General features: G+C 73.6%; 2 protein-coding genes. Both read right to left on the bottom strand.

The window, feature by feature from the left end; genetic code table 11:
- Positions 1-58: 58 nt before the first annotated feature.
- Entirely contained in the window at positions 59-25,888 is a 25,830-nt protein-coding gene (locus ACZ4WQ_RS31645) for a lonely Cys domain-containing protein (RefSeq protein ID WP_468022622.1), read from the bottom strand.
- Entirely contained in the window at positions 25,885-26,271 is a 387-nt protein-coding gene (locus tag ACZ4WQ_RS31640) for a hypothetical protein (RefSeq protein WP_311725528.1), read from the bottom strand. The genes ACZ4WQ_RS31645 and ACZ4WQ_RS31640 overlap by 4 nt, the downstream gene beginning before the upstream one ends.

The raw sequence follows: 26,271 nt of genomic DNA, 5'->3' as shown, positions 1-26,271 counted from the left end.
CCTCGTCCCGGCTCGGCTGCCCGTGGCCCCGGCGGTTTCCGCCGGGGCCACCGGCGTATCAGGCCCTGTCCCCTCCCGGACCGTCGGCCGCGTAGGACGGGTCCGCTGTCAGCAGCAGCAGTTGCTGGGCCGGGGTGAGCTCGACGTCCACGAGCGGCAGCATGTCGACGAGGAGCGCCGCCTGGGCGTACTGGGAGGTCGAGAGCTTCACCCCCATCTCCTCCAGCAGTTTCACCGGCACGGTGCGGCTCTTGTCCAGCGGCGGGAGCGCCTTCTCGGACACCTCGTCGGCGACGGCGTCCTCGGCGGGGGACTCCCACGGCAACTGCATCGCCTTGGCACCCTCGTTGGCCGGAGCGACCGGTGTCAGATGGATCCCCGACGCGTCCACCACCACCCGGTAGGGCGCCGTCCCGGGATCCAGCAGCTCCAGCGCGTCCCACAGCGTGTCGATATTGGTCACCCGGCCGATCCAGCCGCTGTCTCCCCGCAGCAGCACCCCCGCCGCCGGATGGACGAAGTCGTCGCCGAACCGCTGCCACCCCTCCGACGGCAGCACCTCGCCGTCGGGAAGCCGGATCCTCCCCGCGTCGCTGACCTCGTAGCCCCATGGCGTGGACTGGTTCGGAGAGGGGCGCCCGAACTTCCGCCACTGCTCCGCCGACTTGCCCTTCCCCTCCGGCGCGGCCGGCGGCGGCACCTCGCGCACACCGCCGCCGTACCGCGGTCCCCCGACGGTCAGCTCATGACCGACCGGCCAGCCCTGTGCCACCGGCTCCACGTCGGCGTCCCTCGTCCCGCCACGCAGTCCGACGGGCAGCGTCATCGGCGCCGAACCCCGGTGATCGTCGACGGTGACGGCCACCTGATGGGTCCGGCTGATGTCGCCACCGGGGCGCGCGGTTCTGGACACCGGCGTGATGGGGAACCGATCCGCCGTGACGCGTGGTCTCCCCTGCCCGCTCTGGAGCCGGGCCAGATGCTCGGCCAGCCTCTCCCGCAGCGCCGTGGCCACCGCCTCGGCCCGCCACGGGCCGCTGTCCTTCGCCCGCCCCGCCCTGGAGTCGCGGACGTTGTCCCGCGCGGTGATGGTGATGTCGGGGAGCGGAAGTCCGTGGGCGTGGTTCCACATCCCCACCCGGGCCAGGGTGGCGGCCAGGTCGTTGATGACGAAGCGGTTCTGGTCGGCCGTCACCTGTCGCGGGCTTTCGACGGTGAGGGTCTTCGGGGTGATCCGGTGGCCGTGGACCACCACCGCCGTGAGGGGGTTGACCTCGGCGGAGGGGCCGTCGGACAGCAGATCGGCGTTGACCTCGTGCATGCTCTCGCCCTGACGCCCGCTGAACATGCGGAAGTACCACATGTCCTCGCTCCGGACGAGCGCGGCGGCGCGCTTGATCGCGGCCTGGGCCCGGCCCAGGGCCCGGTCCAGCTCGCCCTGTGCCGCGGCGTGTTCCGGGGTGCCCCGGACGTGCTCGTCCCGGTCAGCCGTCGCCCGGTCGACGGCGAGCAGCGCCTCAGTGACCTTCAGATAGCCGCGCAGCCGGTCCAGTTCCCGGGCACTCGTCCCGTCCCGCTCGGCCTCCTCGATCCTCTGGCGGAGTCCGGTCTCAAGACGCCACCAGTCCTCGGGGGTGGAGCGGTCCTGGTTCTCCTCGACCATCCAGGACAACAGGGACTTCATATAGAGCTTGCGTGAGTGGTTCTCCAGGGTGATCTGGTCGGCGCCGTCCTCGCTGGCCAGCACCACCTGCGCGAAGTGGTATCCGAACGGGACGCCCTCCCCGGCCTGGGGCTTGGCGTAGTTGCGGTTCAGTACGGGACGGCCCTGATCGTCGACCGCGCCGATCGACTGGATCACATACCCGGAGCCGATCGGGGCCCAGGCGCCCCTGTTGGCGCCGATCCGTTTCACCGCCGTGTCCAGCCGCTCTCGGCGCGGGTTGTCCCCCTCCTCGAGGCTCTGCGCGCTCCCGTACGCCTCGCCGGGCAGCGGTCCGTCCACGCCGCCCATGGGGCGGTCGTCCTCCCGCGTCCGCGCCGCCGCCCAGCGCGGATCCACCCGCTCCAGGTCCTCCAGGCCATCGGCCACCTCGGCCAGTGCGCGCGCCAGATGGTGGGTGCCGGTGACCTCCCAGCCGTCGGAGGCGTTGACGGGCACGGTGACCGGAGCGCCGCCGTCGGGGTCGGTGAACACCATGTGGGACACGGGCACCCCGCCGGCCAGCATCCTCGCGAAGTCGCGGCAGATCTCGTCTTCCGAACGGCCGCTGCGGGTCAGGAACTCCGGCTCCACCTTGAACAGGGGCTCACCGCGGCTGCCGTCCGCGGTGGGCAGGACGATGGCCACGTCCTCGTGCGCCGTCAGCCGGACGTGGTTTCCCGCCTCCGCCATGTGCGCGTTCGCCCGCTCGATGGCCTTCCTGGTGGCGTAGACCTGCTGGTTGAAGCCCAGTTCCCCGTTCTCACCGCTCTGGACGGCGAGTGTCCGGTCCCCCGAGAAACGCAGGGTGGGACGTTCGTCCGTCGGGGTCTCGGTGTAGCCCTGGCTGGGCAGGTAGAGCGCGGCCCTCCGGGACGCCGACCGTCCGAGGGGATGGGCGACGCTCAGGACGGGGTTGTCCGGCTGCCGGAACAGCACACCGCCACCGTCGCCGCTGGTGTCGATGACCTCGTAGTCGCGCGTCACCAGCGGCCCGGGCCGGCGCGGCTCCTGGGGCGCGGCGGGCCGGGTCTCGCCACCGATGCGCCCCCTCACCCGCCGCAGGGCGCGCTGCGGCCCCGGTTCGGCCGCGGCGATGATGCGCGCGTCCAGCACGGGCGGCCGACTCCGCGCGGGGCGTGAACCCTCCGCCAGGGGCAGGCCGCCGCGCGGCCCGGCGCCGCCGCGTGACACCGGCTCCCCGCGGCGGTCCCTGGACGGGTCGTCCGCGTTGAACGTGTCCGTTTCGGAGGTCGTCGCGGTGCGCGCGGCACCAGGCGCCGGGGCTGCGGGACGGCCGCGCTGCCAGTGGTGCTTCTGCCCGGGGGCCGCCGTCACCACCATGACGCGGGTACCGGTCAGGGGATCGTCGTGCACGGTGACCGGGCCACGGGACGAGACGGTGGTGCGCGCGGTCGCCGCCCGGCTGTTGAGGGACTTCGGCAGGCTGCGGCTCCCGCTGCCGGCGTGGGACTTGATCACCGCGATCTCGGCGTCCGGGGGCCTGACGGTCAGCCACGGGTCGTGGACGAGCAGTTCGGCGATCTCGTCGTGCGGCACCCGGCGGCGTGAGCCGTCCGGCCAGGGCATGTCGATGTGGCCGTCGCCGCCGTCGGCCAGGACGAAGAACGGGAGCCGCGCCCTGGGCACATCGGAGGTGCCGTCGACGTTCCACGGCGTGTACCGCGGGGTGCGGGCCTCGAAGGCCCCTTCGAGTGTGCCGTCCGGGGACTCCAGGTAGTACGCCACCTCGAGCGGCTTGGTGGAGCGCTGACCGGTCCAGTCGCGGCCCCTCGCCTCGCTACCGGGGGTGCGGATCAGCGTGTCGTCGGAGAGCGCTCCGTTCAGCTGGAGGTGGTGGGCGGCGAGGGCGGTGGGGTTGTGGACATCACGGCCCGCGGCCGACGCCGCCGCGATCAGCCACACCAGTTCCGCGTGGCGCGCCCTGTCGAGCGGCCCCGCCCCGTCGCCGAGGTGCAGGACCTTGGCCGCCAGCGCCGCCACATCGGGGGTGTCGGAGAGCACTTCATGGGCCTCGATCACCGCCCACAGCAGCCGTTCCCGGTCCGCGTCGGTCACCTGGTCCGGGGAGTTCAGGTGGAGGACCTCCGCCGCGCGCTCGTTCAGGCTCAGCCGGTCTCCGCCGACCACCCTCCGCAGCAGGTCCACGCCCCCTTCCACCGACGGCATGGACACGAACTCGCTCAGCTCCGTGCCGCGCGGCGCGGACGGCGCGGCGAGAAGCAGCGCCTTGACCTGCTCCGGCGTCGGCTCGGCCGGCCGGCCGCCGGCACGGGGCAGCACCCCGGCATGGCCCAGGGCGGCGCGCCTCAGCAGCTCCATCCGGAACCGCCCGTCGGCACCGCGCCGGCGCATCCGCTCCACCGCGCCGATGCCGCGCAGCAGCCGCCGGTACTCGCCCGCCGGGCCGTCCTTGTCGTTCTCCACCGTGACGCCGAAGGTGATGCGCAGCGCCCGGACCAGCCGCAGGGTCACCTTCCTGACCTCGGCCGGGGCGCGCCCCTCCCCCCTGTGCAGGCCCGCGATCCGGGCGAGCTCGTCCAGCTCGGCGCCGTAAGGCTCGGGCCGGGTCTCGAGCCAGCGGCGCGGCCGGAGCTGCGGGTCGGTGACGATCGAGTGCCGCCCCTGGGAGGCGCGGAATCCGGAGGTCCGATCGGCGCTGAAGTGGGTGCGCCGGGTCCTGTTGGCCACCCGCTGCATGGCCGAGACGGTCTCCAGCGGGTCGGCGGCGGCGGTGTCGCGGCTGAGGTTGCCGACCTCGGGGTAGCCGTCGGCGCGCGCGTCGATCCAGCAGCTCATGGTGACGACCACGTCCTCGGGGCGCAGCCGCCGGATGCTCGGACGCCGCTCCAGGAAGCCCCCCATCTCGTCCCCGTCCACGCTCCAGGACCGGTCACTGTCGTCCGTGAGTTTGAACCGGTTGGGCATCGCGTGCGTGCTCACGAAGTGCGCGTTCCGGCCGGCCCACGGCACCTTCTCCGGCGGACCCACCGGCTGCCCGGTGACAGGGTCGAGGACGATGTACTCATCGGTGTCGGGGAGGATCTCGAAGGTGCCCTCCCGTATCCGCGTGTCCGCGTCGTTGAAGCTCGCGCGGCCGTAGGGGCGCCCGTCGGCCACCATGGTCGTGTGCTTGACGGCGCTGTCCGGGATGAGGTGTCCGTCGGTCGTACGGACGAAGCCCTCCGCCGCGGCGATGTCCTCCTCGTCCAGATCGTCAGGCTCGCTGCCGATCCACCCGCCGACGGGCGGTCCGCCCTTCCCGCGGTCGATCACCACGATCCGGCCGGAGCGTACGGTCACCTCGCCGCTGTGCGCCCAGACCGTCCTGTTGGTCCGGAAGGCCCCGGTACGGGGCAGCAGGAGGCCCCGGTCGCCCGCGCCCGGCACGGCCAGCAGCACCGGAACGTCGGGGTCGAGGCCGAGCAGCTCCGGGTCCCTGACCAGCAGTGCGGCGAACTCCTCCAGCGTCACCCGCACGGGAGCGGAGCCCGGCAGCGAGACCATGATGTGGTCGTGGCCGCCCTCGGCCACCACGACATAGGGGGTTCTGGCCCCGGGCCTGCGCCACCACTCCCCCGTGATGGGCCGGCTGAGGGAGCCGTCGGGGTTCTGGATGAAGTACGACCGCCGGTCGAAGGCGCCGATCGGGCGTCCCGTCAGGTTGCGGCCCATGGTCCTGCCGCCGGTCGAGGTGATGGTGGTGGCCTTGGCGAACACGCCCCGCTTCACCAGGTGTTGGACGCCGAGTTCGGCCAGGCTGCCCGCCCGGTCGGCCGCGATGGCCTCGTCCACCAGCCGGTACAGCTCGCGCCGCTGCTCGCCGCTGACCGGCGCGTCCGGGGCCAGGTGCAGGATCCGGCGGACGAGCGGGTCGGGGTCGAACGGGCCCTCGCGCAGCGCGGGGTCGGGGTCCGTGCGCCGCAGGGTGTCCAGCCGCTCGACCGCCCCCGAGTAGCGTGAGCGGACGATCTCCACCGTCGTCCGGGCGCGCGGCCGCCGGTCCGTGCCGTGCGTCCGCCCCTGGCCGACGGCCTCGATGGGGATGTCGCGGGCGTCGATCCGCCCGGCGGTCGACGGCTCGTTGCGCTGGGCCCGCCGCAGGTAAGTGTGCGCGCTGTCGAAGAGCGCATCAGCCACCGTATCCGCGCGCTCCTGGTCCAGGGTGCCGCTGCCCTGGCCGACGTCCGGCCGTACGGATCCGGTGCCGTCGCGGTGTCCGGTGACCTTCACCTTCGGCGGGGCGAGACCGGCCCGGGCGTCCCGCAGGGCGACCTCGGCCAGTTGGCGGCCCAGTTCATCGACGAGGGCGCCCTGCTGTGTGTCGAGCGCGGAGGAGCGGTCGGCGAAGGAGACATGGGACCGGGGCGGCAGGACCGGCGGCAGCGCATCGCGGAGCGCGGCCGTCGTCGGCGCCGCCGACGACGCCGGGGCGGGGGCCTGGTGGGAACGGGGGGCGTCGCGGTCCGGGGCGTTGGTGTAGTCCCCGGCCGTCGACTGCCGGCGCGGCCGGCCCGGCCGTGTCGCGGGGGACGCCGAGCCCCGGTGGTCGTCGACCGTGATGGTCGCCTCGCGGCCCTTGGCGGGGTCGCCGCCACCGCGGGCCGTCTCGGGCACCTCGGTGATACGGAACCGGTCCGCGGTGAGCAGGGGCGCCTCCAGCCCGCTCTGCAGCCGCTCCAGGTGTTCGGCCAGGCTTTCGCGCACCGCCTTGGCGATGTTCTCGGCCCGGATCTGACCGGTGTTCTTCGCCCCGCTCCCCAGCGAGAAACGGCGGTTGTTGGCGCGCCCGGTGACGGTGATGTCGGGCAGCGGAAGGCCATGGGCGAGGTTCCACAGCCCCACCCGCGCCACGGTCGCCGCCAGCCCATGGATCACGGTCTTCTTCTGTTCCGCGGTCACCTCGTGCTCGCCCTCGGCGAAGGCGACCGTCTTGGGGGTGATCCGGTGGCCGTGGACCACCACCGCCGTGAGCGGGTTGGCCTCCGCCGAGGGGCCGTCCGACAGCAGATCGGCGTTGACCTCGTGAATGGTCTCGCCCTGGCGCTTGCTGAAGACGCGGAAGTACCACTGGTCCTCGTTGCGGATCAGCGGTGCGGCGCGCCGGATGGCGGTCTGGGCGCGGGTGTGCGCCCGGCCCATCCGGTCCAGCGCCGCGGCGTGTTCGGGGCTGCCCTCGGGGTGCGTACGGGCGTCGGCCTCCGCCTGGCCGATGGCGAGCAGCGCCTCCGTCAGCTGGAGATAGGCGCGCAGGTTGGCGAGTTCCCGCTCGCCGGTGCCGTCCGTCTGTGCCTCGTCGACCCTGCGCCGGAGTCCGGCCTCCAGCCGCCGCAGCCCCTCCGGGGTGGTACGGGCCCGGTTCTCCTCGACCATCCCGGACAGCAGGGACCTCATATATCCCTTGCGCGCGTGGTTCTCCAGGGTGACCTGGTACGCGCCGTCCTCGCTGGCCATCACCACCTGCGCGAAGTGGTAGCCGAAGGTGACACCCTCCGCGCCCGGGGGCTTGGCGTAGTTGCGGTCCAGCGCCGGACGGCCCTGCTCGTCCGCGGCCCCGATCGACTGGATCACATAGCCGGAACCGACCGGCGCCCAGGCGTTCCTGTTGGCGCCGATCCGCCGGAGCGCCTCGTCCAGCCGTTCGCGCCGGGGGTCGTCCTCTTTCTCGTAGCTCTGGGCGCTGCCGTACGACTCGCCCGGCAGCGGGCCGCCCATGCCGCCCATGGGGCGGTCGTCCTCGCGCGCCCGGTCCGCGGCCCACCGCGGATTCACCTGCTCCACGTCGGCCGCGCCGTCGGCCACTCCGGAGAGCGCCTGGGCCAGATGGTGGGTGCCGGTCATCTCCCACCCGTCCAGGGCGTTGACCGGCACGGTGGTCACCCCGTCGCCGTCGGGGTCTTCGAACACCATGTGGGAGACGGCCGTCCCGCCGGCGAGCATCTGCGCGAAGTCGCGGCAGATCTCCTCCTCCGAACGGCCGCTGCGGGTCAGGAACTCCGGCTCCACCTTGTACAGCGGCTCGCCCGGAGTGCCGTCCTCCGACGGGAGGACGACGGCCATGTCCTCGCTCGCCTTCAGCCGGACGCCGCGGTCGTAGAGGGCCAGTTGCGCGTTCGAGCGCTCGATGGCCTTGCGGGTCGCGTAGACCTGCTGGGGGTTGCCCTGCGCGCCGTCGTCGTCGCTGCGCAGCGCCAGCGTCCGGTCCGCCGAGATACGCAGCGGGGGGCGGGCGTCGGCGCGGAAGGGGTAGTACCCCTGGGTCGGCAGATACAGCGCGGCGACATCCGGGTCCGGCCCGCCGCCCAGGGGGTAGCAGACGCCCAGGGACTCGCCGGACGGCTGGCTGAAGAGGACGCCGTTCCCGCTGGGGTCGATGACCTCGTAGTCGGTCGTCACCAGCGGCCGGGCCTTGAGCGAGTCCCTGAACGCGGCGTGCCGCGCCTCGTCGGCGGCCCGCCCCGGGCCGGGCGGCGGTCCGCCCGGGCCCCGGGGCGCGCTGGGGCCGGGGGTGGGTGCCTCGTCCTCGTCCGGCTCCTCGTCCTCGGCGAGTACGTCCAGCATGGGCGGGCGGTTGCGGGCGGTACGCGAGCTCTCGCCACGCGAGCTCTCGCCACGCGAGCTCTCGCCACGCGAGCCGTCGCCGCGGGGCGCGCCACCGCGGGCCCTGACGATGTCGCCGGTCTCCAGGGTCTGGGCGATGGCCTGGCCGCGCTGGCGCAGTGTCCGCCGCCACTGATCGGGCGACAGCTCCTGATGCGCCCGCATCACGGTCTCGTCGTCCAGGCTGACGGGTGCGTCGCGCGCCAGCCGCCGCAGGGTCCGTACCTCCGCGACCGCCTCGGACCGCAGCACCGACAGGTCCGCGGCGCTCAGCACCGGGCCGAGGTCCGTGTGACGGCCGCCTTCGTCGAACCGCAGCAGCCGTACGGTGCCATCGGTGGCGGCCAGCAGCAGGTCGACCGGGGCGGCGAGGCTGTCCGCCAGCTCCGCGACCGTCTCCGTCGGATCGCTCCCGAACGCCCCGGCGTCGGCCCGTAGCACCAGCCGGACCCCGCCCAGCGGCTCGCCCGCCACCGAGGGCAGCAGCGCCTCCCCCAGCTCGTCGGCCTCGCGCACCGGAGCGCCCTCTGTCAGCTCCGAGACCCGGAACTCCAGCGTCTTCCGGCCGTCGTCCGGGGCCAGGTGGACGAGGGTGTCCCAGGCGGGCTCCACGGCGCCCTCCGGGGCCGGCGACGCCGGCCGAGAGCGGTCGGACGCCGCGTCCTCCGCCGTCGCGTCGGTGGCCGGTGGCTCGGCGAGCGAGCGCAGGACGTCCAGGTCCAGGGGCCGGCCCTGGTCGGCCGCCTCGGTGGCGGCGTCGGTCAGCGCGCCGATGTGGGCCTCGCTCACCTCGTCCACCGAGCCGAGCCCGAACACCTCCCGGGTGTACGCGGTGATCGCCTCGGCGGCGGTACCGGAGGGGAACCGCGCCATGGCCGGCCCGCTCAGCGAGCGGACCGCCGCCAGCCGCGCCAGGTCCGTCGCCTCCGAGCGGGAATCGGGGCCGAACAACGCGTCGCCGAACAGCGCCCGGGCCGTGCGCACCGTGGCGGTCACCTCGCGGCGCCGCGCCTCCGGGTCGGCGTCGGCGAGCCCCAGGGTGGTGGCCAGCCGGACCACCAGCTCGGCGGGCGGCCCCTGGGGTCCGTTGAACCCGTCCCAGCGCGCCTGGGCGGCATGCCGGGCGAACCGCGCCATGCCCTCCTTGAGGCCCGCCACGATCTCGTCCACGGTGAACCCGCCGAGGAACAGCGAGCGCGAATCCATCAGCACCGCCGGGCGGAACCCCTGTTCCAGCAGGAACTTCTGCATCAGCAGATGGACGTTGACCCGGCTGTTGGCGTCCGTGAACGGCTGGAGGATCTGGAGGGCCCGGGTCACCCGGGCGACGGCCCGCAGCTTCTCGTCGGGCGTGACCGCGACCGCCACCTCGCCGTAGTAGCGGTCCAGCGCGGCCTGCACCACCTGACGGGCCTCGCCCGGGGCGTAGTCGATGGAGATCTGTCCGCCGCGCTGCCCGTGGTGGAAGACCACCCAGGGCTTGGCCATGCCCGGCTCACGCGGCTCGTTCAGGGAGAACACCAGCCTGCGGCCGAGCAGCACGTCGTCCTTGATGTCCGCCGCGACATGGTCGGCGCCGGTGCCACGCATCGTGGTCTTCATCCGGCCGCCCTCGTGGCCCGACCACGTGGTCGCCACGTTCTGCCCCTCGCCCGGCCTGAGATGGCGGGTGGCGATGTTGTGCAGCTCCTCGTACGCGTCGGCGTCGATGCGCGACCAGTCGCGTCCGGTGCCGCCGACGTCCAGGACCTGCTGGTACGCCTCGGTCATGCCCAGCCGATAGCCGGGGTACGTCCGGGTGTCGAGGTGGCCGCCCACGTCCTCGGGGGTCGCCCGGAATGCTTCGGCGTGCACATTGGGGTCGATGAACAGTCGCCACCACGAATCCCGGGGCAGCAGCCGGGACAGCCGCGGGGCCGCCGCGCCCGGCGGGGCCCCCGAGGTGGTGTCCGCGTAGTACTCCCGGATCCGCTCATCGGGGAACCGCCCGCCGATCGCGACGTGTTCCCGCAGCTCCTCCTCCGACAGCGGGGACAGACGGTGGTAGCGGCGCCGGGTGTCCTCGTAGTCGAAGCCCAGCTCGCTGCGGTCCGGATGGTCCTCCTCATGGGCCCACAGCTCGGTCGCCCTGAGGAGTTCATGGAACGTGTGGTGGCGGTCGGCGAGCATCGAGCCGACGTACGCCAGCCGCAACCAGCGCAGGTCCAGGCCCGCGTCCCATTTCTCGTTGGCGTCCTCGGCGGCGTCGAGCAGGCTGTAGACGGTGCCCGAGCTGCCGGTCTTGATCAGGCCGCCGGTGCGCTGGGCGCGCGCGTGCGGGGAGTCCTCCAGGGTCAGCGGGCGGGGGTCCTCGGCCAGCCGCGCCGGGGGTTCGTGGTTGATGCCCGACAGCTCCTCGCCCGGCTTCCAGGTGGCGCCGTCCGAGGTGAACGCCCGCTCGCGGGCGCTGAGCGGCGGCACGATGTACTCCGGGGCACGCCGGTCGAACGGGCCGTCGGACGGGGTGCCGCGCCAGCGACGCTCGTCGTTGATCATGGGCGGCTGGTCGGTCGGTGTGCCCAGCAGCATATGGAAGAGGCCCCGGCGCAGCGCGTTCCACACGAGGGTCGACTGCTCGCGGAAGTTGCCGTCGTGGACGACCTCTTCCAGGGTCTTGGGCTCGACGCCGACCGCGCCGGGCACCTCCTGCTCGTAGGTCCCGAGCAGACCCCGCAGCGCCGGGGGCGTCTTCTCCCATACGAGGCGGGCGAACCGGGAGATCTGCTCGACGACCTGCGGATGCTCCGAGAGGTAGTCGCCGAGCCTGCGCTCGTACGCCTCGGACTCGTGCTGGTAGCGCAGCCATTGGAGGTCCGCGTAGCTCGCGGGGATGAGGGGACGGTGGCCCGGGCCGCTTCCGGGCGGGGGCGGCAGGGGGATGTCCTGGGTGTCCCGCGTCCGGTCCTCGGTGTTCCCGGCCTGGTCTTCGGTGTCCGGCGCTTCGTCCTCGGCGTCACTGACGTGGTCCTCGACGTCGCCGGTCTCGTCCTCTGCGGGGCGCGGGCGGGGGCGGGCCAGGAGGAATTCGTCGCCCCGCTGATAGAGGGTGACGGTGTTCTCGGGAGTGGCCGCGGGGTCGCCGAAGGTGCGGTGGGTGCCGTCCTCGGACACCAGGGTGAGGGTGATCCCCTGCGCCCGCGCGGTCAGTTCGGCGGCCAGCGCGGCGGTGGTGGCGTCCCAGCGGCGGGCCGCGTGCAACTGGACGCGCAGCAGCGCTTCCCCGTTGCGGTCGGCGTTCCGGGTCGCCTGGGGGATCCGGCCGCCGGTGCGGCGCATCTCGCCGCGCAGGGCGTCGCGCCGGGTGGCGTCGAGGCCCAGCGTGAGCCCCGCCACGTCCTCCCAGCGGAACGTCGCCGACGGGTCGAGCCGGGCGCCGTCCGGCAGGGGCTGCGCGGCCACGCGGGTGGCGATGCGGCGCGCCACCTGGGTGGCGGACAGGTCGGCCAGCGGGGTCGCCCCCGGTACGCCCGGTCCCGTGTTCCCGCCCCGCGGGGTGGTCCGGGCGGTGGCCGGGGGCCGGGCCGCCGCCACCGCGGCGTAGAAGCGGTTGCCGTCTCCCTCGGCCTCCACCAGGTCGTACACCCGCCCGTCGGGGCCGGTGAGGGTGCGGTGGTCCTTCGCCGCGTCGAACCGGGACCCGTCCTGGCCATCCTGGCCGTCCTGAGGAGCCGTCCAGGGCGGTGTGGTGTGCGCCGGGCGCTGGGTCCCCGTGGCTGCCACGGGGGCGGGGGCGGTGGTGGTGGCCGGTGCGGGGGCGGGCAGACCGGGTGGCGGGTTCGAGTCGACGGACTCCTCGGGCAGCATCAGCTGGTAGTGGCGGTCGTCGCCCTCGCCACCCAGCCACAGCTGCACGGGGTCCGCGTCGGCGCCGGACCCGTCGGCGGAGAAGCCGTCCGGGGAGAACTGGAGGAAGCTTCCGTCCGGCGTCACCACGCGCACGGGGACGCCGAAGGTGCGCGCCGCGAGCAGCGGCAGCAGGTCGGCGGCGGCGTGGTCCCAGCCGCCCCGCTCCGCCGTGCCGCCGGGCCGCAGCAGCTGGGTGACGGCCAGGGCGAGGCGGGAGCGGGTGCGTACGGGCAGCGAGTCGGGCAGCACGCCGATCGCCTCGAACTCCCGCCGCTCGGCGGTGTCCTCGCCCAGCTCGATCCAGGCGCCGCCGATCTCGTCGTCGGTGAAGGTGTCCGTGGTGTCCGGCGCGAGGACGTCGAGCAGATCCGCGTTGGCGGGGTCGGCCAGCCGGGCGGCCAGCAGCTCCCGCAGGCCGCGTACCAGCGCCGCCCGGCTGGACAGGTCCAGGCCCGCGTCGGCGAGCAGGCCGGGGTCCAGCCGGTGCAGGCCCTCGGCGAGCGCGTGGAAGAAGGCGTCGCCGTCCCTGGGCACATCGAGGAGGGCGAACCGCTCGCCGTCCGGGGCGATGAGCGCCGCCGGGTCCTCGTCGCCGTCCTCCTGGGTGTAGCGCGGCGCGTCCTGGGTGTCGGTGTCCGTGGTGTCCTCGGTGTCCGCGGCGGCGGTCTTGGACGGGTCCGTGAACGTCACCTCGGGCGGCTTGGGCAGCCCGTCGAGCCGGGTGCGACCCTCCTCGGTGGCGTTGAGCCGGTGCCAGCGGGTCAGCCGGTCGGCGGCGGTGCGCACCCGGTGGTATTCGGTGGCCAGCGCCTCGGCGGTCGCCTGGAGTGTGTCGAGGGTGCCCTGCCAGGTCTGCAGGGCCTGCCGGGCCGCGTCCCGGGTGTCGGTGGCCCTGCGCTCCGCGGCCGTCGCGGCCTGGAGCTCCCGCGCGGTCCGCCCGCGCTCGGCGGCCGTGGTCCGCTCGGCCTCGGCCACCCGCTCGGTGGCCGCGGCCCGCAGCTCGGCCGCCCTGGTCTCGGCGGTGGCGAGGTCGCGGAGGGCGTCCGTCAGCGCCTCGCGCTGGAGCTCGGCCCAGCCGTCGTGTTCGGGTGCGGCGTCCGCGGCCGCGCCGCGCTCCCGCTCGACGCGCAGTCGCGCGTCCGCCACCAGCTCACCGGCGGCGCGGTCCGCCTCCACGGCGGCGGCCCTGGCGTCCACCAGCGGCCGCCGCGCCGCCACCTCCGCGTCCCGCGCCTCGGTCAGCTGCCGCTGGAGGTCCCGCAGTTCGCGCTCCGCCCTGGCCAGGGTGTCACGTGGTCCGGAGCCCTGTTGGCGGCGGGTCTCCCAGTACTTCTCGTCGGCCTCGGTCCAGGCCTTGGCCGCCTCCTGGACGGCGTCCCACGCCTTCCCGGCCTCCGCGGGGAAGTTGGTGTCGTCGATCAGGCCGAGTTGGCGGGCCACGTCCTCCCGTACCCAGGCGATGACGGCGGCGTCCGTCTCGAACGCCTGCCGTCCGGCGGAGCCGAAGTGGCCCGGCATGAGCTTGTGGAACGGGGAGGCCACCATCCGGCCGATGGCGCTGTCCCTGATGTGCCGGTGGACGGTGGCGCTGCTGAGCCAGGTGGTGGGGACGGCGAAGAGGAAGGCCCGGTCCTCGCCGTCGTTGACGGAGATCTCCGCCATGAAGTCGCGGTTGTATCCCGCGCCTTCGCCCTGCGATGTGTTCGGGCCGGTGGCCGCGGCGCCCGGCCTGGTCGAGCCGGCGCCTCCCATCGAGGCGGAGACGGCGGCGTCGACGGCCGAGGTCTGGCCCTCCGACCCCGAGGCGGCCACCCCGTCGGCGGTGACGTGGCGCCGGGCGATCTGGAGGTTGGTGCCGGGGGCCACCGTCAGCAGTTGTGCGCCGCCGAAGTGCGGCTTGGAGTAGAGCGCGAGCTGACCGTCCGCCCCGCCGACCAGGCTGTCCTCGGTGAGCCCCGGCACCTGGTAGCCGACCGGCTCGAGGGTGAGCGGGTAGTGGGCGGCGAGCACGATGTTGCCGGTGCCCTCGTCCAGGGTGTGGGCCGAGCCGGTACCGAGGCCGGTCAGGCCGGTGTCCTTGGCCCGTACGAGGACGTCGTCGCCGTCCGTCTTGAAGCCGATGTCGTACGCCTTGGCGAGGGCGAGATAGCTCCCCGCCCGGACCTGCTCGAAGCCGATGACCCCGCGGACCTGGAACCCCTGGGCGGGCATCTCGAACACGCCCTGCGTGCCGTCGAGGAAGGTGACGCGCCGCCAGTCGCCGTCCCCGCGCAGCGACGGGGGCGCCGCCGGCCGCGGGTCGGAGGGGGCGGGAAGGGTGGGCGGCCCGAGGGGGTCGACGGCGGCCGGGGCCGTCCGCGGGCCGGCCGGGTCCGGGCTCATCAGGCTGAGCGGAGTCTGCTTGCGCAGCGTGCCGACGTCCCCCTCCTCCACGACGCGGCGCTTGCCCCGGACATAGCGGGACGCCTGCCGCGCCCGGTGGGTCAGGTGTCTGACACGGCTGTCGGCGGCCGCCGGCGGGGCGGGGTCGGGGGCGTCCTCGACCTCCAGGACGATCCGCAGCCGGTAGGGGGTGTCGTACTCGGCGTAGGGCTCGCTGGTGGCCACCGTCCAGGTCGTCATCGGGCTGGAGGAGTGGCTGGCGGTGAGGGTCTTGCGGCCGGAGCCGGTCTCGCTGTAGCCGGGGCCCGCCGTGGGGGCGTCGGGGTTGTGGGTGTACGCGTTCTCGCCGACCGAAAGACCGAAGTCCGGCCCGCGGGTGCGGCTCAGGCTGGAGCCGGTGGACTCGGTGGCCGCGAGGTTGTCCTCCCAGTCGATGCCGTGTCCGAGCCGGCGGAACTGCGGCGCGCCGGCGATCAGCTGCACCCGCAGCCGCACCTGGCGGCCGCCGATGCGCAGCCCGTCCCAACCCCAGCGCCCGGTCCTGGCGGGCACCGTGGAGCCGGTGCCCTCCATGTCGCCGCGCAGCGCCCGCAGCAGCCGGCCGGAGGCGAGGCGCAGCAGGGCGTTGCGGCCGGTCTCGTCGAGCGACAGACCGCGCAGCGCGCGGTCGAAGGCGTCCAGCACCGCGGCCGCGTTGAGTTCGCCCAGCGGATAGCCGCTCAGCGCGTTGCCCGCCAGCCACGCCTGCGGCGACCAGGTCTGCGCGTCGTAGTGCGGCACCGCGCCCCAGCCGTCGTCGATCAGCCGGAGTTCCACGGCGCTGTACTCGGGGAGCAGCCCGATCCAGCCGCCGGGGACGGCCAGCAGCCGTCCCGAGGCGGCGGCGAGGCCGCGCGGCACCAGCCGGCTGCCCGCGCCGGTCGTGGTGCCGAGCGCGCTGGAGGCCACCGCGATCTCGTGCTCGGCGTTGCCGGACACCAGCACCTGGTGGGTGTTGTCCTGCCGGGAGACCTCGTTGGTGACGGACCGGCTGATGGTGTCGCCCTTGGTCCGGCCGTACGACCAGGGGCTGATGTTCAGCGAGTAGAACCCGGCCGCGCCGCGCTCGCCGCCGTGCGGCTGGAAGGCGGAGAGCCGCCCGCCGAAGAGGAAGCTGTAGGTGACGGTGTTCTTGCCGCCCGACTGCGTGCCGCCGGTGATCTTCAGGGCGGCGGCCATCGGGGCCGGTTCGGACAGCAGCGTCAGCCCCGCCACGGTCATCCGGTGGGCGAGGACGCCGCCGCGGTTGAGATACGGGCCCCTGGCCCACAGCCCGGTGATCCGCCAGCCCGACGGGCTGAGGCTTTGGTCGGCGTTGGCCGTCAGATACGGGGCCTGGAACGGGCGCACCGCCGCGTCATGGGCGGGCGCGCCCTGCTGGGTCAGATGCCACGACCCGCCCGAGGCGCCCCGCAGCGACTCCTCCACGGCCCGGATGAGGGCGGGCTGGCCGAGGACCGCGATGGTGAGCTGGGCGTGGCCCGCGAACGGCTGCTGGGCGCGGCGGGCCGCGCCGTCGAGCGCGGTGTGGTCGGCCTTCGCGAGCGCCAGGGCCTGTGCGTCGTCCAGCGGGGTGCTGTCGATGCCGTCCTCGAAGTCGCGATAGGGGTTGGCCGTGCCCGCCGCGTGCGGGTCGGTGGCGGAGGTGTGCTCGTCGAGGATGCTGAGCAGCACCCGCCCGGTGAGCGGGCCGCCGCCCACGGGGGTGCCGTCGGTGGCGGTGCCGATCACATCGGACGGCTTCTCGCGGAAGACGAAGGGCTGGGTGCCCAGCAGCCCGGCGGAGGCGAAGCCGCGCAGCAGGCCGGGCAGCCGCCAGTAGCCGCCACGGCTGACGGTGACGCCGAGTCGGTAGCTGTACAGATGCGGCGGTCGGGTGCTCGCCACCGCCCGCTCGACGGCGGTGCTGGGCCCGAACACACTGTTCTGGCCGCGGCCGCGGCCCCCGCTCAGCCCGAGGAACAGGCTGCCGGAGTGCTTGGCGAGGCCGAGCGCGGTGGCGGCCGTGGTACGCAGGGTCCCGTTGCCCTCGATGCCTGCTTCCAGGTCGTGGACCACCCCGTGGTCGCTGTCGAGCTTCTCGCCTCCGGGCGCGGAGTGCTTGATCTTCAGCCCGGTCTGGGTGCCCTCGTAGCGGCGGCCGGTCAGCTCGCCGTCCAGCCACAGATAGCGATAGCCGCGCTTGAAGCGCAGCGACTCGCGCAGCGGGATCCGGACGCCGCTGGTGGTCAGCGTCTCCAGGCTGCCGGCCATGGTGTGGTACGAGAGGGTGGTGAGGATCTCCAGGGTGTTGGCGAGCGCCGTCTGGAAGTGGTCGGCGTCGCGCCAGCGGGGGTTGTCCGGGTCGAGCTCGTCGAGCGGCGCGACCAGGTCCGGGTAGGCGCGGGCGGCCTCCCGCAGGATGGCGTCCGCGAAACTGTCGAGCCAGGTGGTGTCGGTGGCGTCGTCGGCGGTGGCGTCGTCGGCCGTGAACTCCTCGACTCTGGCCACCCCCAGCGTGGGCGGCCGGTCGGTGGTCAGATACGCGGGGGCGTACGGCTCGGGCGCGCCGCTGCGCATGCGCAGCCGTGTCCCGTCGTCCCAGCCCGCCAGCCGGCGCGCCTCGGAGCGGGGCATCCGGTCCAGGCTCCAGGTGACGAACACCCGGGCCGTGTGCTCGGGCCCCGGGGTGGTGTCCCCGGTGCGGTCGCGGCCGGCGCGCCGCACCACGACGGCCTTCTCGACGAGATAGAGGCCGACGGGGGTGTTCTTGGCCTCGCCCTCGGTCTTGACCGCGCCGGACCCGCCGGTGTTCATGGCGCGGGTGGACCGGTGGCCGTACCGGGCGGCGAAGCCGAGCAGGAAGCGCAGATTCAGCTGGTCCCCGTTGAGACCGAGCCAGTTGAAGGCCGGTCCCACCGAGCCGTTGATCTCCTGGCCGGTGGCGATGGAGAGGTTGCGCTCGTTGGTGAGCGTGAGCGCGGTGACGTCCTTGAGGGCGGAGGCGGTCGTCTCGTCGACGAGGATGGCGCGGCGTGGCAGGACCTGCACCGTGAAGACGCCGAGTGGCGTGCGGAGCTTGTCGTCGGCGAACAGCGGGGCGGTGGTCATCCGGCCGGTGCCGAGGACCCGGGACATCCGCTGGAAGTTGCGGGACGAGATGAACGCGTCCAGCTCGCGGTGGGCCGAGGAGCCGGGGCGGGCCCCGATCTGCCCGGCGGCCCAGTCCCTGACATGGATGAGGGGGCCGAAGTCCTCGGTGGTGACGAGCCGGTGGTGCGGCCGGCCCTGGTAGCCGATCAGGCGCGGGATGCGGCCCGGCTTGGACTCGGTCACCGCGCTGTCCGAGAGCCGCAGGGACAGCCCGCCGCGCATCCCGAAGCCGAACGTCGCCGGGGTCCGGCCGCCGTCCTCCGTCACGGGCCGGCCCTGCTCATCGGTGACGGTGAACTCGTAGTAGGCGTCGTCGAGGTAGCGGTGCGAGGTGTCGGTGCTGCTCGTCTTGGACTGGCTGGTGGCCTGGGAGGTGAGGGTGTAACCGACGGCGTGGGTGCGGGCGAAGCGCAGGCCGACCCGGCCGAAGACGTCCAGCGGCTTGGTCAGCGGCCACAGCGGGACGAACGGGTTGAGGGCGTAGCTGGTGCTCTGGGTGGGGGTGCGTCCCGTGGTGCGCTGGGTCCGCGCCGTCGACTCGATCTTCCGCGGTCCGTCGGAGGTGTCGGCGAAACGCTCCCAGCCGCCGTAGTGGCGCACCGCGAGATGCAGCACCCGGACCCGGCCCTTCTCGTCGGTGTAGGTGAACTCGCGCCCGTCGCCGCTGAGTCCGCTCAGGTCCTCGCGGAGCGCCGTCGCCACCTCGGCGAGCAGGCCGGTGTCGCGCGGGGCGCCGGAGCGGGGCTTGCCGGGCCGGGCGCCCGGCCTGGCCCGCAGCTCGCGATCGAGCTCCTTCAGCGCCTGATCGGTGCCGCGCAGGGTGAAGTCCTTGGTGCCGAAGGCGGCCGACCGCGCCAGCACCTCCTCGGGCAGGTCGGCCATCAGCTGCCGGATGCCGTCGAGGGGGGCGGGCATCCGGCTGCCGTCGGTGAACCGGGCGCCTTCGCGCTCCAGCGGGGCGGGCGGCAGCCCGCGGTCGAGGCGGGGCGGGCGGCGGCGGTCGAGGTGGTGCTCGATGCTGAGCGGGTCCTTGGGAGTTGTCGTCTCCGGCGTGTCCGTACCGGTCTCGGGGGTCTCGGTACCGTCTCCGTCCTGGTCTCCGTTCCGCTCCTGCTGGTCCTGGGTGGTGGTCTGCGGCGGAGGGGGCGTCCGCCCGTCGGTCCCGAGGGTGTCCACGGTGGCCGGAGCGGTGGGCGCGGGGTCGGGCGCGGGCGCGGGGACGTGCGGCTGGGGCCGGTGGGTGTTCTCGGCCTGGTCCCACAGCCCGCGGAACCCCTCGTACAGGTTGTTCTCGGCCTCGGGACGGCTCGTGCCGTACAGCCGCTCCAGCAGGGGCAACAGCCGCTCCCGCTTGGGCCGTCCCCGCTCGTACTCCCGCACCCACTGGGCCCCGTTGTTGCGGCGCTGCCCGGTGTACGGGTCGGTGCCCTCGTTGGTCCCGAGGTAGGCGTTGGTCAGCTGGGCGAAGAACTCGTACTCGTCCCGGGCGGAGTAGTTCAGCACCGGCTGCCCCGCCAGGTCCCTGGCCACTCCGTCCGGCCACTGCGGCGGGGGGACCTTGGAGCCCGGCAGCTGCGACCGCCGCTCCCGGTTGCGCTTGGCGTAGAAGGCGTCCCGGATGCGCTTGCGGTCCTTGTCGGAGAGCCCGTGCTGATGGATGGCGTGCGCGAACTCGTGCGTGGTGGTGGAGTACCCCTTGGCGTAGATGTGCTCGTCGCCGATGGTGCTCTCTTTGCCGAGAAGGTTCTCCTCAGTCACCGCTGTCGTGCGGCCGCCCTTGCCGCGCACGGTGTCCCAGACCCGCCCGTCCGGGCCGACCGGCTTGCCCCGCAGATGGCGGAACGGGGCGAGCGAGGTCATCGCCTCGTCCTTGGGCACCACCACGACCCGCGCACGGGCCCTCAGCAGGGTGGCCGCCACCTTGCGGTTGCTCAGCATCGGCGTGAGCCGGCCGAGCACCTCGCGCCGTGCCGCGTCGGGCTGGTTCACCCCCTCCGGCACCTGGATCAGCAGCCGCGCGGCCGTCGCGGCGAACTCCGGCGCGGGCAGCCCGGCCTCCAGCGCGTCGATCAGCGCCGGGTCCGACGCCAGTTTCTCGCGGTCGGCCGACGACAGCAGCGCCAGCTCCTTCGCGCGCTCCGCCGCCGGCATGCCCGGCAGCCGGGCGGCAAGGTCCGCCACGCGGTCCGGGGAGGCCGGGGACGGGGCGGGCCGCCGCGCCCGCGGCCGCTGCCCCGTCGGGTCGGCGGCCGGGGACGGGGCCGAGGTGCCGGGGGGCGGCGGCAGGGGGCGCGCGTCGAGCGCGCCCTGCGAGCCCTGGGCGGAGAAGCCGAGATACGAGCCGATGGCCTCCAGGTCCAGCGGGTCGAAGCCGCGCTGGGCCGGGGTGTTCTTGATGCCGAAGGCGGCGAGCGACTCGGTCTTCAGCCGCGCGCGGGACCCCGTGTTCGCGCTGTCGAGGTCGGACCACCACGGGACGGGCGCCTCGTTGCCGGTCACCTCGGCGTTCTTGACCACCCACTGCCCGGCGAGGGTCGGCACCTTGTTGACGGTGATCCGCTGATAGCCGATCTTCGGGTCGTGCCAGGCCTTCATCCGCTTGGCCTGGTGGTTCCCGGACTCCTCCAGGTAGCGCACCTGATGTCCGATCAGGGCGTAGCCCTCCAGGTTGCCGCTGCGGAAACCAAGGTGCTTCAGGTTGCCGCCGGAGGCCTGGGAGAGGTGGTCGAAGACCTGGAACTGGACCTCGCGCGTCTCGTCGGGGAACGCCTGCCGCCAGTCGTCCGTCTTCCAGAACTCCGTGAGGTCGTGGACGTTGTCATAGCCGTCGGCGAGCCGCTTCAGCGCGCCGCTCTGCGCGCTGTCGCCCGCGATGATCACATTCGTGCCCGGTGGCAGATGGTCGATGATCTGCCGCAGCCCGGTCGTGCCGCTGTCGTGCTGGGGGTGCGCGTCGCCCTCCTGACGGCTGCCCAGCCGCGACCACAGCACCACATGCGGGCCGCCCTCCGGCACTCCGCGGGCCGCGAGGAAGCGCCGCACCCGCTCGGTGTGGTGGTTGTCCAGGCCCCAGGCGCCACGGATCTTCGCCCGCGAGCGCCCCTGGCCGTCCCATACCTGCGCCACCTCGCTCGTGGCGTACTTCGTCGGCTTCTGGAACCGGGTGCTGCGCAGCCCCGCCGGCACGGGCGGGCTCATCGCGTCGTAGGGCAGGGCCTCGTAGCCGTTGGCGGTCTGTGTGTACAGCTGGTGCGGGTCGTCGGTGTGGAGGGTGTGGAGCCGGTCCTCCTGTGCGCGCAGCTCGGCGTCGCGCCGGGCGGTGAGCCGGTCCCGCTCCTGTGCGCGCTCGCTCGGCGACAGCCCGGTGTTCGCCTCGAGTTCGGCCATCGCCCGGGCGTGGCGGGCGTGCACCGGGGCGGTGAGGGTCTTCCGGAGGAACGGCCCGACCTGGTCGCGGGTGCGCGGTCCGGTCACCACGCCGACGTGCAGCTTCGGGTTGAGCGAGAGGGCGGTGGCCAGGCCGAACATGTCGCCGGTGAAGTTGCCCGCCGTCAGGACCAGGGCGCGGTGCGGGCCGGACCCGGCCCGGAAGCTGTCGGCGAGGTCGGTGAGGGTGGTGCGCAGCCGTTGGACGTCCTCCGGGGTGGCGCCGAACTCACGCCACTGGGCCTCCAGGGCCTCGCGCGCGGCCCTGGTCCCCATCAGCCCGTTCAGCACGTCGATGAACTGGCTCGTCACATCCGCCTTCGCCTGGGCCGGCCGCTGGGCGGCGTACTCCGAGCCCCGCCGCCGCACCAGCTCGTCGGCGAGCGCCGCGTCCAGGCCCGGGTGCCCGCCCAGCGCCCACAGCAGGTCGAACAGGTCCGAGCCGCGCTTGTGCCGGTCCGGCCGCGCGGCCAGCGCGTACGCCGTGTCGACCAGGGAGTCGACGAGGGACGGGACGGCGATGCCGTCGGCCTCGTCCGTGTCGCGGTACGGGTCGGTGCTCGGGCCGATGGTGATGTCGACGCCGTTGATCCGTCCGCTGAGCGCGCGGGGGTCGCGCCCGTCCTGCCGCAGGACGCCCAGCGGGGCGCCGGGCGGGCTCGGGAAGTGCTCGGCCAGGGCCCGGTTGAGCAGGTCCTCGTGGAGCCGCACATCCGGGGTGGCGAGCCGGAAGTCCAGGCCCGCGAGGGGGCGCGGACTGCCGAAGCGCAGATTGGCCTGGGCGCCGCCGGTGAGCACGACGGGCCCCTGGACGTCCCGCGTCCGCCCGTCGCCCGGGAACAGCCCGTTGATGAGCGCGGCCACGTCGCGGCCCACCGTGAGCGCCCGCGCGTTGGCCTCCGGCGTGGTCGCCGGGTCGTACGGGGGACGCGGCGGGCCGGCCGGCCCGGACGCGGGGGCGGTGGCCGACTGCGCCGACTCGATGCGGATCTCCCGGCTGACGGTTCCGCGGTGGCCGTCGGCGTTGAAGGAGAGCAGCACCTTGTGGGTGGCCCCCGCCGTGAGCTTGGCCTTGGGCTTGGGCACGGTGAAATCGCCCGCCCGGTCCGTGGCGCCGAGCCGCTCCAGGACCGCGGTCATCAGCTGCGGCGCGGTCACGCTGGCGCCGTCCACCGTGATGGTGAGTGGCCCGCCACCGGGGCCCTGGCGCTCGACCGCCCGGTCCCACAGCTCCTTGATGTCCTCGACGTCCTTGGGCGCCGCGGTGACCCCGACGTTCGCCTGGGACGGCGGATGCGCCGGTCGCAGCTGGGCGGGCGGCAGCAGATCGGCCGGGTCGCCGGAGGTGGTGGTCGGCAGGGGCCGGGCCGAGACCGGGTGGTCGGGCACGGCGGGACCGGAGTCGGCGGCGTCCTCGATGGTCCGCAGGTAGTGCGCCGGCACGGCGCGGTCGGGCAGCGTGTTCGGATCGGCCATGATCCCGACGCTGTCGACCGAGCCGTTCTCGATGCGGCGGAAGAGCGAGGAGGGGTCGCGCGACCGGTCCCCCAGACCGGCGAAGTGCATCAGCTCATGCAGCGACCGGGCGTCGTTCTTGCGGCGGCGCACCGCGTTCTCCTCCGGCCCGAGAGACGGGTCGTCGGAGTACAGCCGGAAAGAGAACTGGTCGAACTCGGTGGGGTCGGCGGTCGAGCTGAGCTCGATGGCCTCCGGGTGGTCGGGCGCGTGGACGAAGTTCACGTCGATGTGGAGCTGGTCGCCCGAGCGCGGCAGCGTCAGCCCGTGGTTGATGTGGGTGTCCAGCAGTTCGCGCATCCGGCCCTCGAAGCCGGGGAGCCGGTCGGCGGGGAACCCTTCGCCGAACCGCACCGGCAGATTCAGCGTCAGGTTGCGCACCCAGCGGCCGTCGTCGGCCTGGACCCGCCGGATCCACGCACGGATGACGGTGTCGCGCCCGCCCAGCGTCTGCGGCCCGCGGCCCGGACCCTCAGCCAGCGGGTCGGCGGCCGGGTCGTAGCGCTCGGTCCACAGGGGCGCCGAGGGCGCCCCCTCCCGCCGGGGGCGCCACTGCTCGGGGCGCACCGGGTCGACGACGGGCTCCACCATCACCGGCTTGCGCGGAGCGGGGTCGACCGGCGACGAGGAGGCCGTGGCCAGGACCGTCGGCTCGGGCACGGGGGCCGGGTCGGTGTCGACGGTCTCGGTGAGGGCGGCGGGGCCGTCGGCCTCGGTGAGGGTGCTGGTGGGTGTCGTGGACGTCGTGGCGATGGCCACGGGCGGGGTGGGCTGGGTGTGGTCGGCCACGGAGGGGGTGGGCGGCGGCGCCTGGTCGGCCACGGCCGGGCCGGTGTCGGTCAGGTCCTCGACGGTCTGGAGGTGGTCAGGGCGTACGGCGGGGCCTGGCAGCGCGTCCGGATCCACGTCGAGGCCGGCGTAGCGCAGTACCTGGCGCAGCGCGGTCCCGTCGTTGCGGAGCTGGCGCCGGGCGCGCTCGGGTCCGCCGAGTGACGGGTCATCCGGGGACATCCGGACGTGGCGCTGATCGGACGGGGCGGGGTTGGCCGTCTCGGTCAGCTCGATGGCCTCGGCGTTGCCGGGGTCGTGGACGAGGTTCAGGTCGATGTACAGCTGGTCGCCGGAGCGCGGCAGTGGCAGGCCGTGGTTGACCTGGGTGTCCAGCAGTCCGCGCATCCGCTCCTGGAACTCCTGGAGCCGGTCGGCGGAGAACCCGTCGCCGAACCGCACCGGGAGGTCCAGGGTCAGGTTGCGCACCCAGCGGCCGTCGTCGGCCTGGACGCGCTGGACCGTGGTGCGGACGACCGTCGGGTCCTGGGCGGGCTGGGTCACCGGGCCGCCGTGACCCTGTTCCTGGCTCTGGTCCTGGTCCTGGTCCTGGTCCTGCGTCTGGTCGTCGGCGGCGGGCCGGATCTCGGTGTGTATCTCGGTCGGGGACCCCTGCTGCCGCCCGCGCCACTGCTCGGGGCGTACCGGATCCCGGACCGGGTCCGCAGCCGCCGGGTTGTCGTCGCTGTCCTGGGTGATGGTGTCCGGGGCGGGGGTCGTGTCCGGCGTGTCGTCGGGGGTCGCGTCGAACCCGTCTCCGTACAGGTCCGTGTCGCGGCCGCGTGGCGAGGCGTACGGCGTCGTCGAGGGGGTCGGGGTGGGCGTGGCGGACGGTGTGCCCGGGGGCACGAGCGCGGTGGGGCCGGCCGACGCGGGATCCGGGAGCGGGTTGCTGTCGGCTGTGGTGTCCCGCCGCGGGGTGTTCGACGACAGCGGCAGCGGGTCGGGGGCCCCGGCCTTGGGAATGGTCAGCGGCACGGCGCCCGGGGCGGTGCCTGGGTCGGTGCCCTCGTATGCGTCCCAGTCGGTGATGTCCGAGTACGCGTCCGAGTTCGAGGTCGAGTTCGAGGTCGAACTCAGAATCGAGTCCGTGTCGCTGTCGGAGTACGGGGCGTTCTCCGGGTCGAAGTCCGGGTAGAGATCCGGGACGTCGCCCGCCGGGATGTCGACGTCGTTGTTGTGGACGATCGGAGGGGTGACCGTCGTGTGCACGGGTGTGGGGGGTGGCGTCGTGATCGGGGGCGGCGTCGGGGTGTGGGAGGTCGGGGTGTCGTTGGTGACCGTGTCGACGGTGGCCGGCCCGCCGGAGCCGGTGCCACCACCGCCCCCGCCCAGGACGGAGTTGGGCCCCGGTCGGTCGTTGAACAGCATGATGCTGAAGAGATTGCCGCCGATGAACTTGGTGTTCAGGCCCTTGCCGAGGTAGCCGAGTCCGCTGCCGATGATGTGCTCGGAGGCGCCGCCGAGACCACCGCTCACGATGGTCATGGGGTCGAACTTCCAGTTGCCTTCGAAGAGGCCGTTGATCAGGAACTCGGCGAACGCCTCTCCGACGCCCTCGCTTCCGAAGCTGTTGAAGAGCTCCGCGCCGAAGTTCCCCCACTTGTTGTCGCCGAAGTTGTTGAAGATGTTCTTGAAGAGGGGCCCGAGTACCGAAGAGAGGCCGCTGATGAAGAACCCGGCCAGGGCACCGAAGGCGGCGGACTTGCCGATGTTGCCCCAGTCGATCCCGTCGGGGCGGCGATCTCCCTTGTTCAGGCCCAGCATCGCCATCCGTACCGCGAAGGTCGTGAAAGCCTCCTGAAGTGCCTCGCTGAACGTGGGCGCCAGATGGGTCATCCGCAGCAGCCGGTCCAGGATGATCAGCACCGCCAGACGGCTTCTGGTCCTCGCCAGGACGGCGTCGCCGAAGGACAGCCCGCCGGTGAAGAACGCCATGGCGGCGATGAAGGCCAGCTCGATGATCAGTTGGATGATCTCGGCAATGACCTCCCACTTGCTCTCCATGATGTTTCTGGAGTGCCCGACCTGCCCCTTGCTGATCTCCCTCAGGTTGTCGGCGAACTCCCCCATGGCGTCCTGGCCACCGGCGCCGGTGAGCATCGCCATCGCCTGCTTGTAGACGTCGGCCACCTGCGTCGGCAGCGCGCCGTCGACCCGGTTGACCGAGTCCATGATGCGATCGCGCAGGTCAAGCAGCGCCTGCGCGTACTCGTCGAACGGCATGCTGCTGCCATAGGCCATGTCCGAGGACGCCTGCGGCGGCTCGAGGCCCAGGGCGAACAGCATCTTGCGGACGTCATCGGGAAATTCGATGGAGTCCTCGGGGACGGAGCCTCCCCGGTCGGCACCGCTCAATGTTTTCCGCCGCCGCCTTGGGTGCCGTCCCCGCCCACGGAGTTCACGGCCTGCCGCAGTTCGTCCACGCTGTCCAAGGCGAAGGACTCCGCCCCCCGGACCTCCTGGAGTTCCTGGAGGCGGCCCTCGACCACGCCGATGACGGCGTCGGAGATGGCGAAGAAGGTGTCGCTGACGCCCTCGACGGTCTTCTCGTACTGGGGGCCGTACCCCTCGGCGACTTCGTCGTCGATCCCGTACCACCGCCGCGTGGGTTGCAGGGCCGAGGTGAATCCGCTCGGGAGCTCCCTCGCCTGCTTGGCGATGGCTCGGATCTCATCCATCATGGCGATCAGCCGGGCCGGGTCGGCCTCGTACCGCTCGCCGCCGTAACCGTAACTCAC

It is taken from the genome of Streptomyces sp. NPDC028305 (assembly GCF_055569495.1).
The sequence above is the reverse complement of the archived record's forward strand: the minus strand, read 5'-3'. Positions and strand labels throughout refer to the sequence as shown.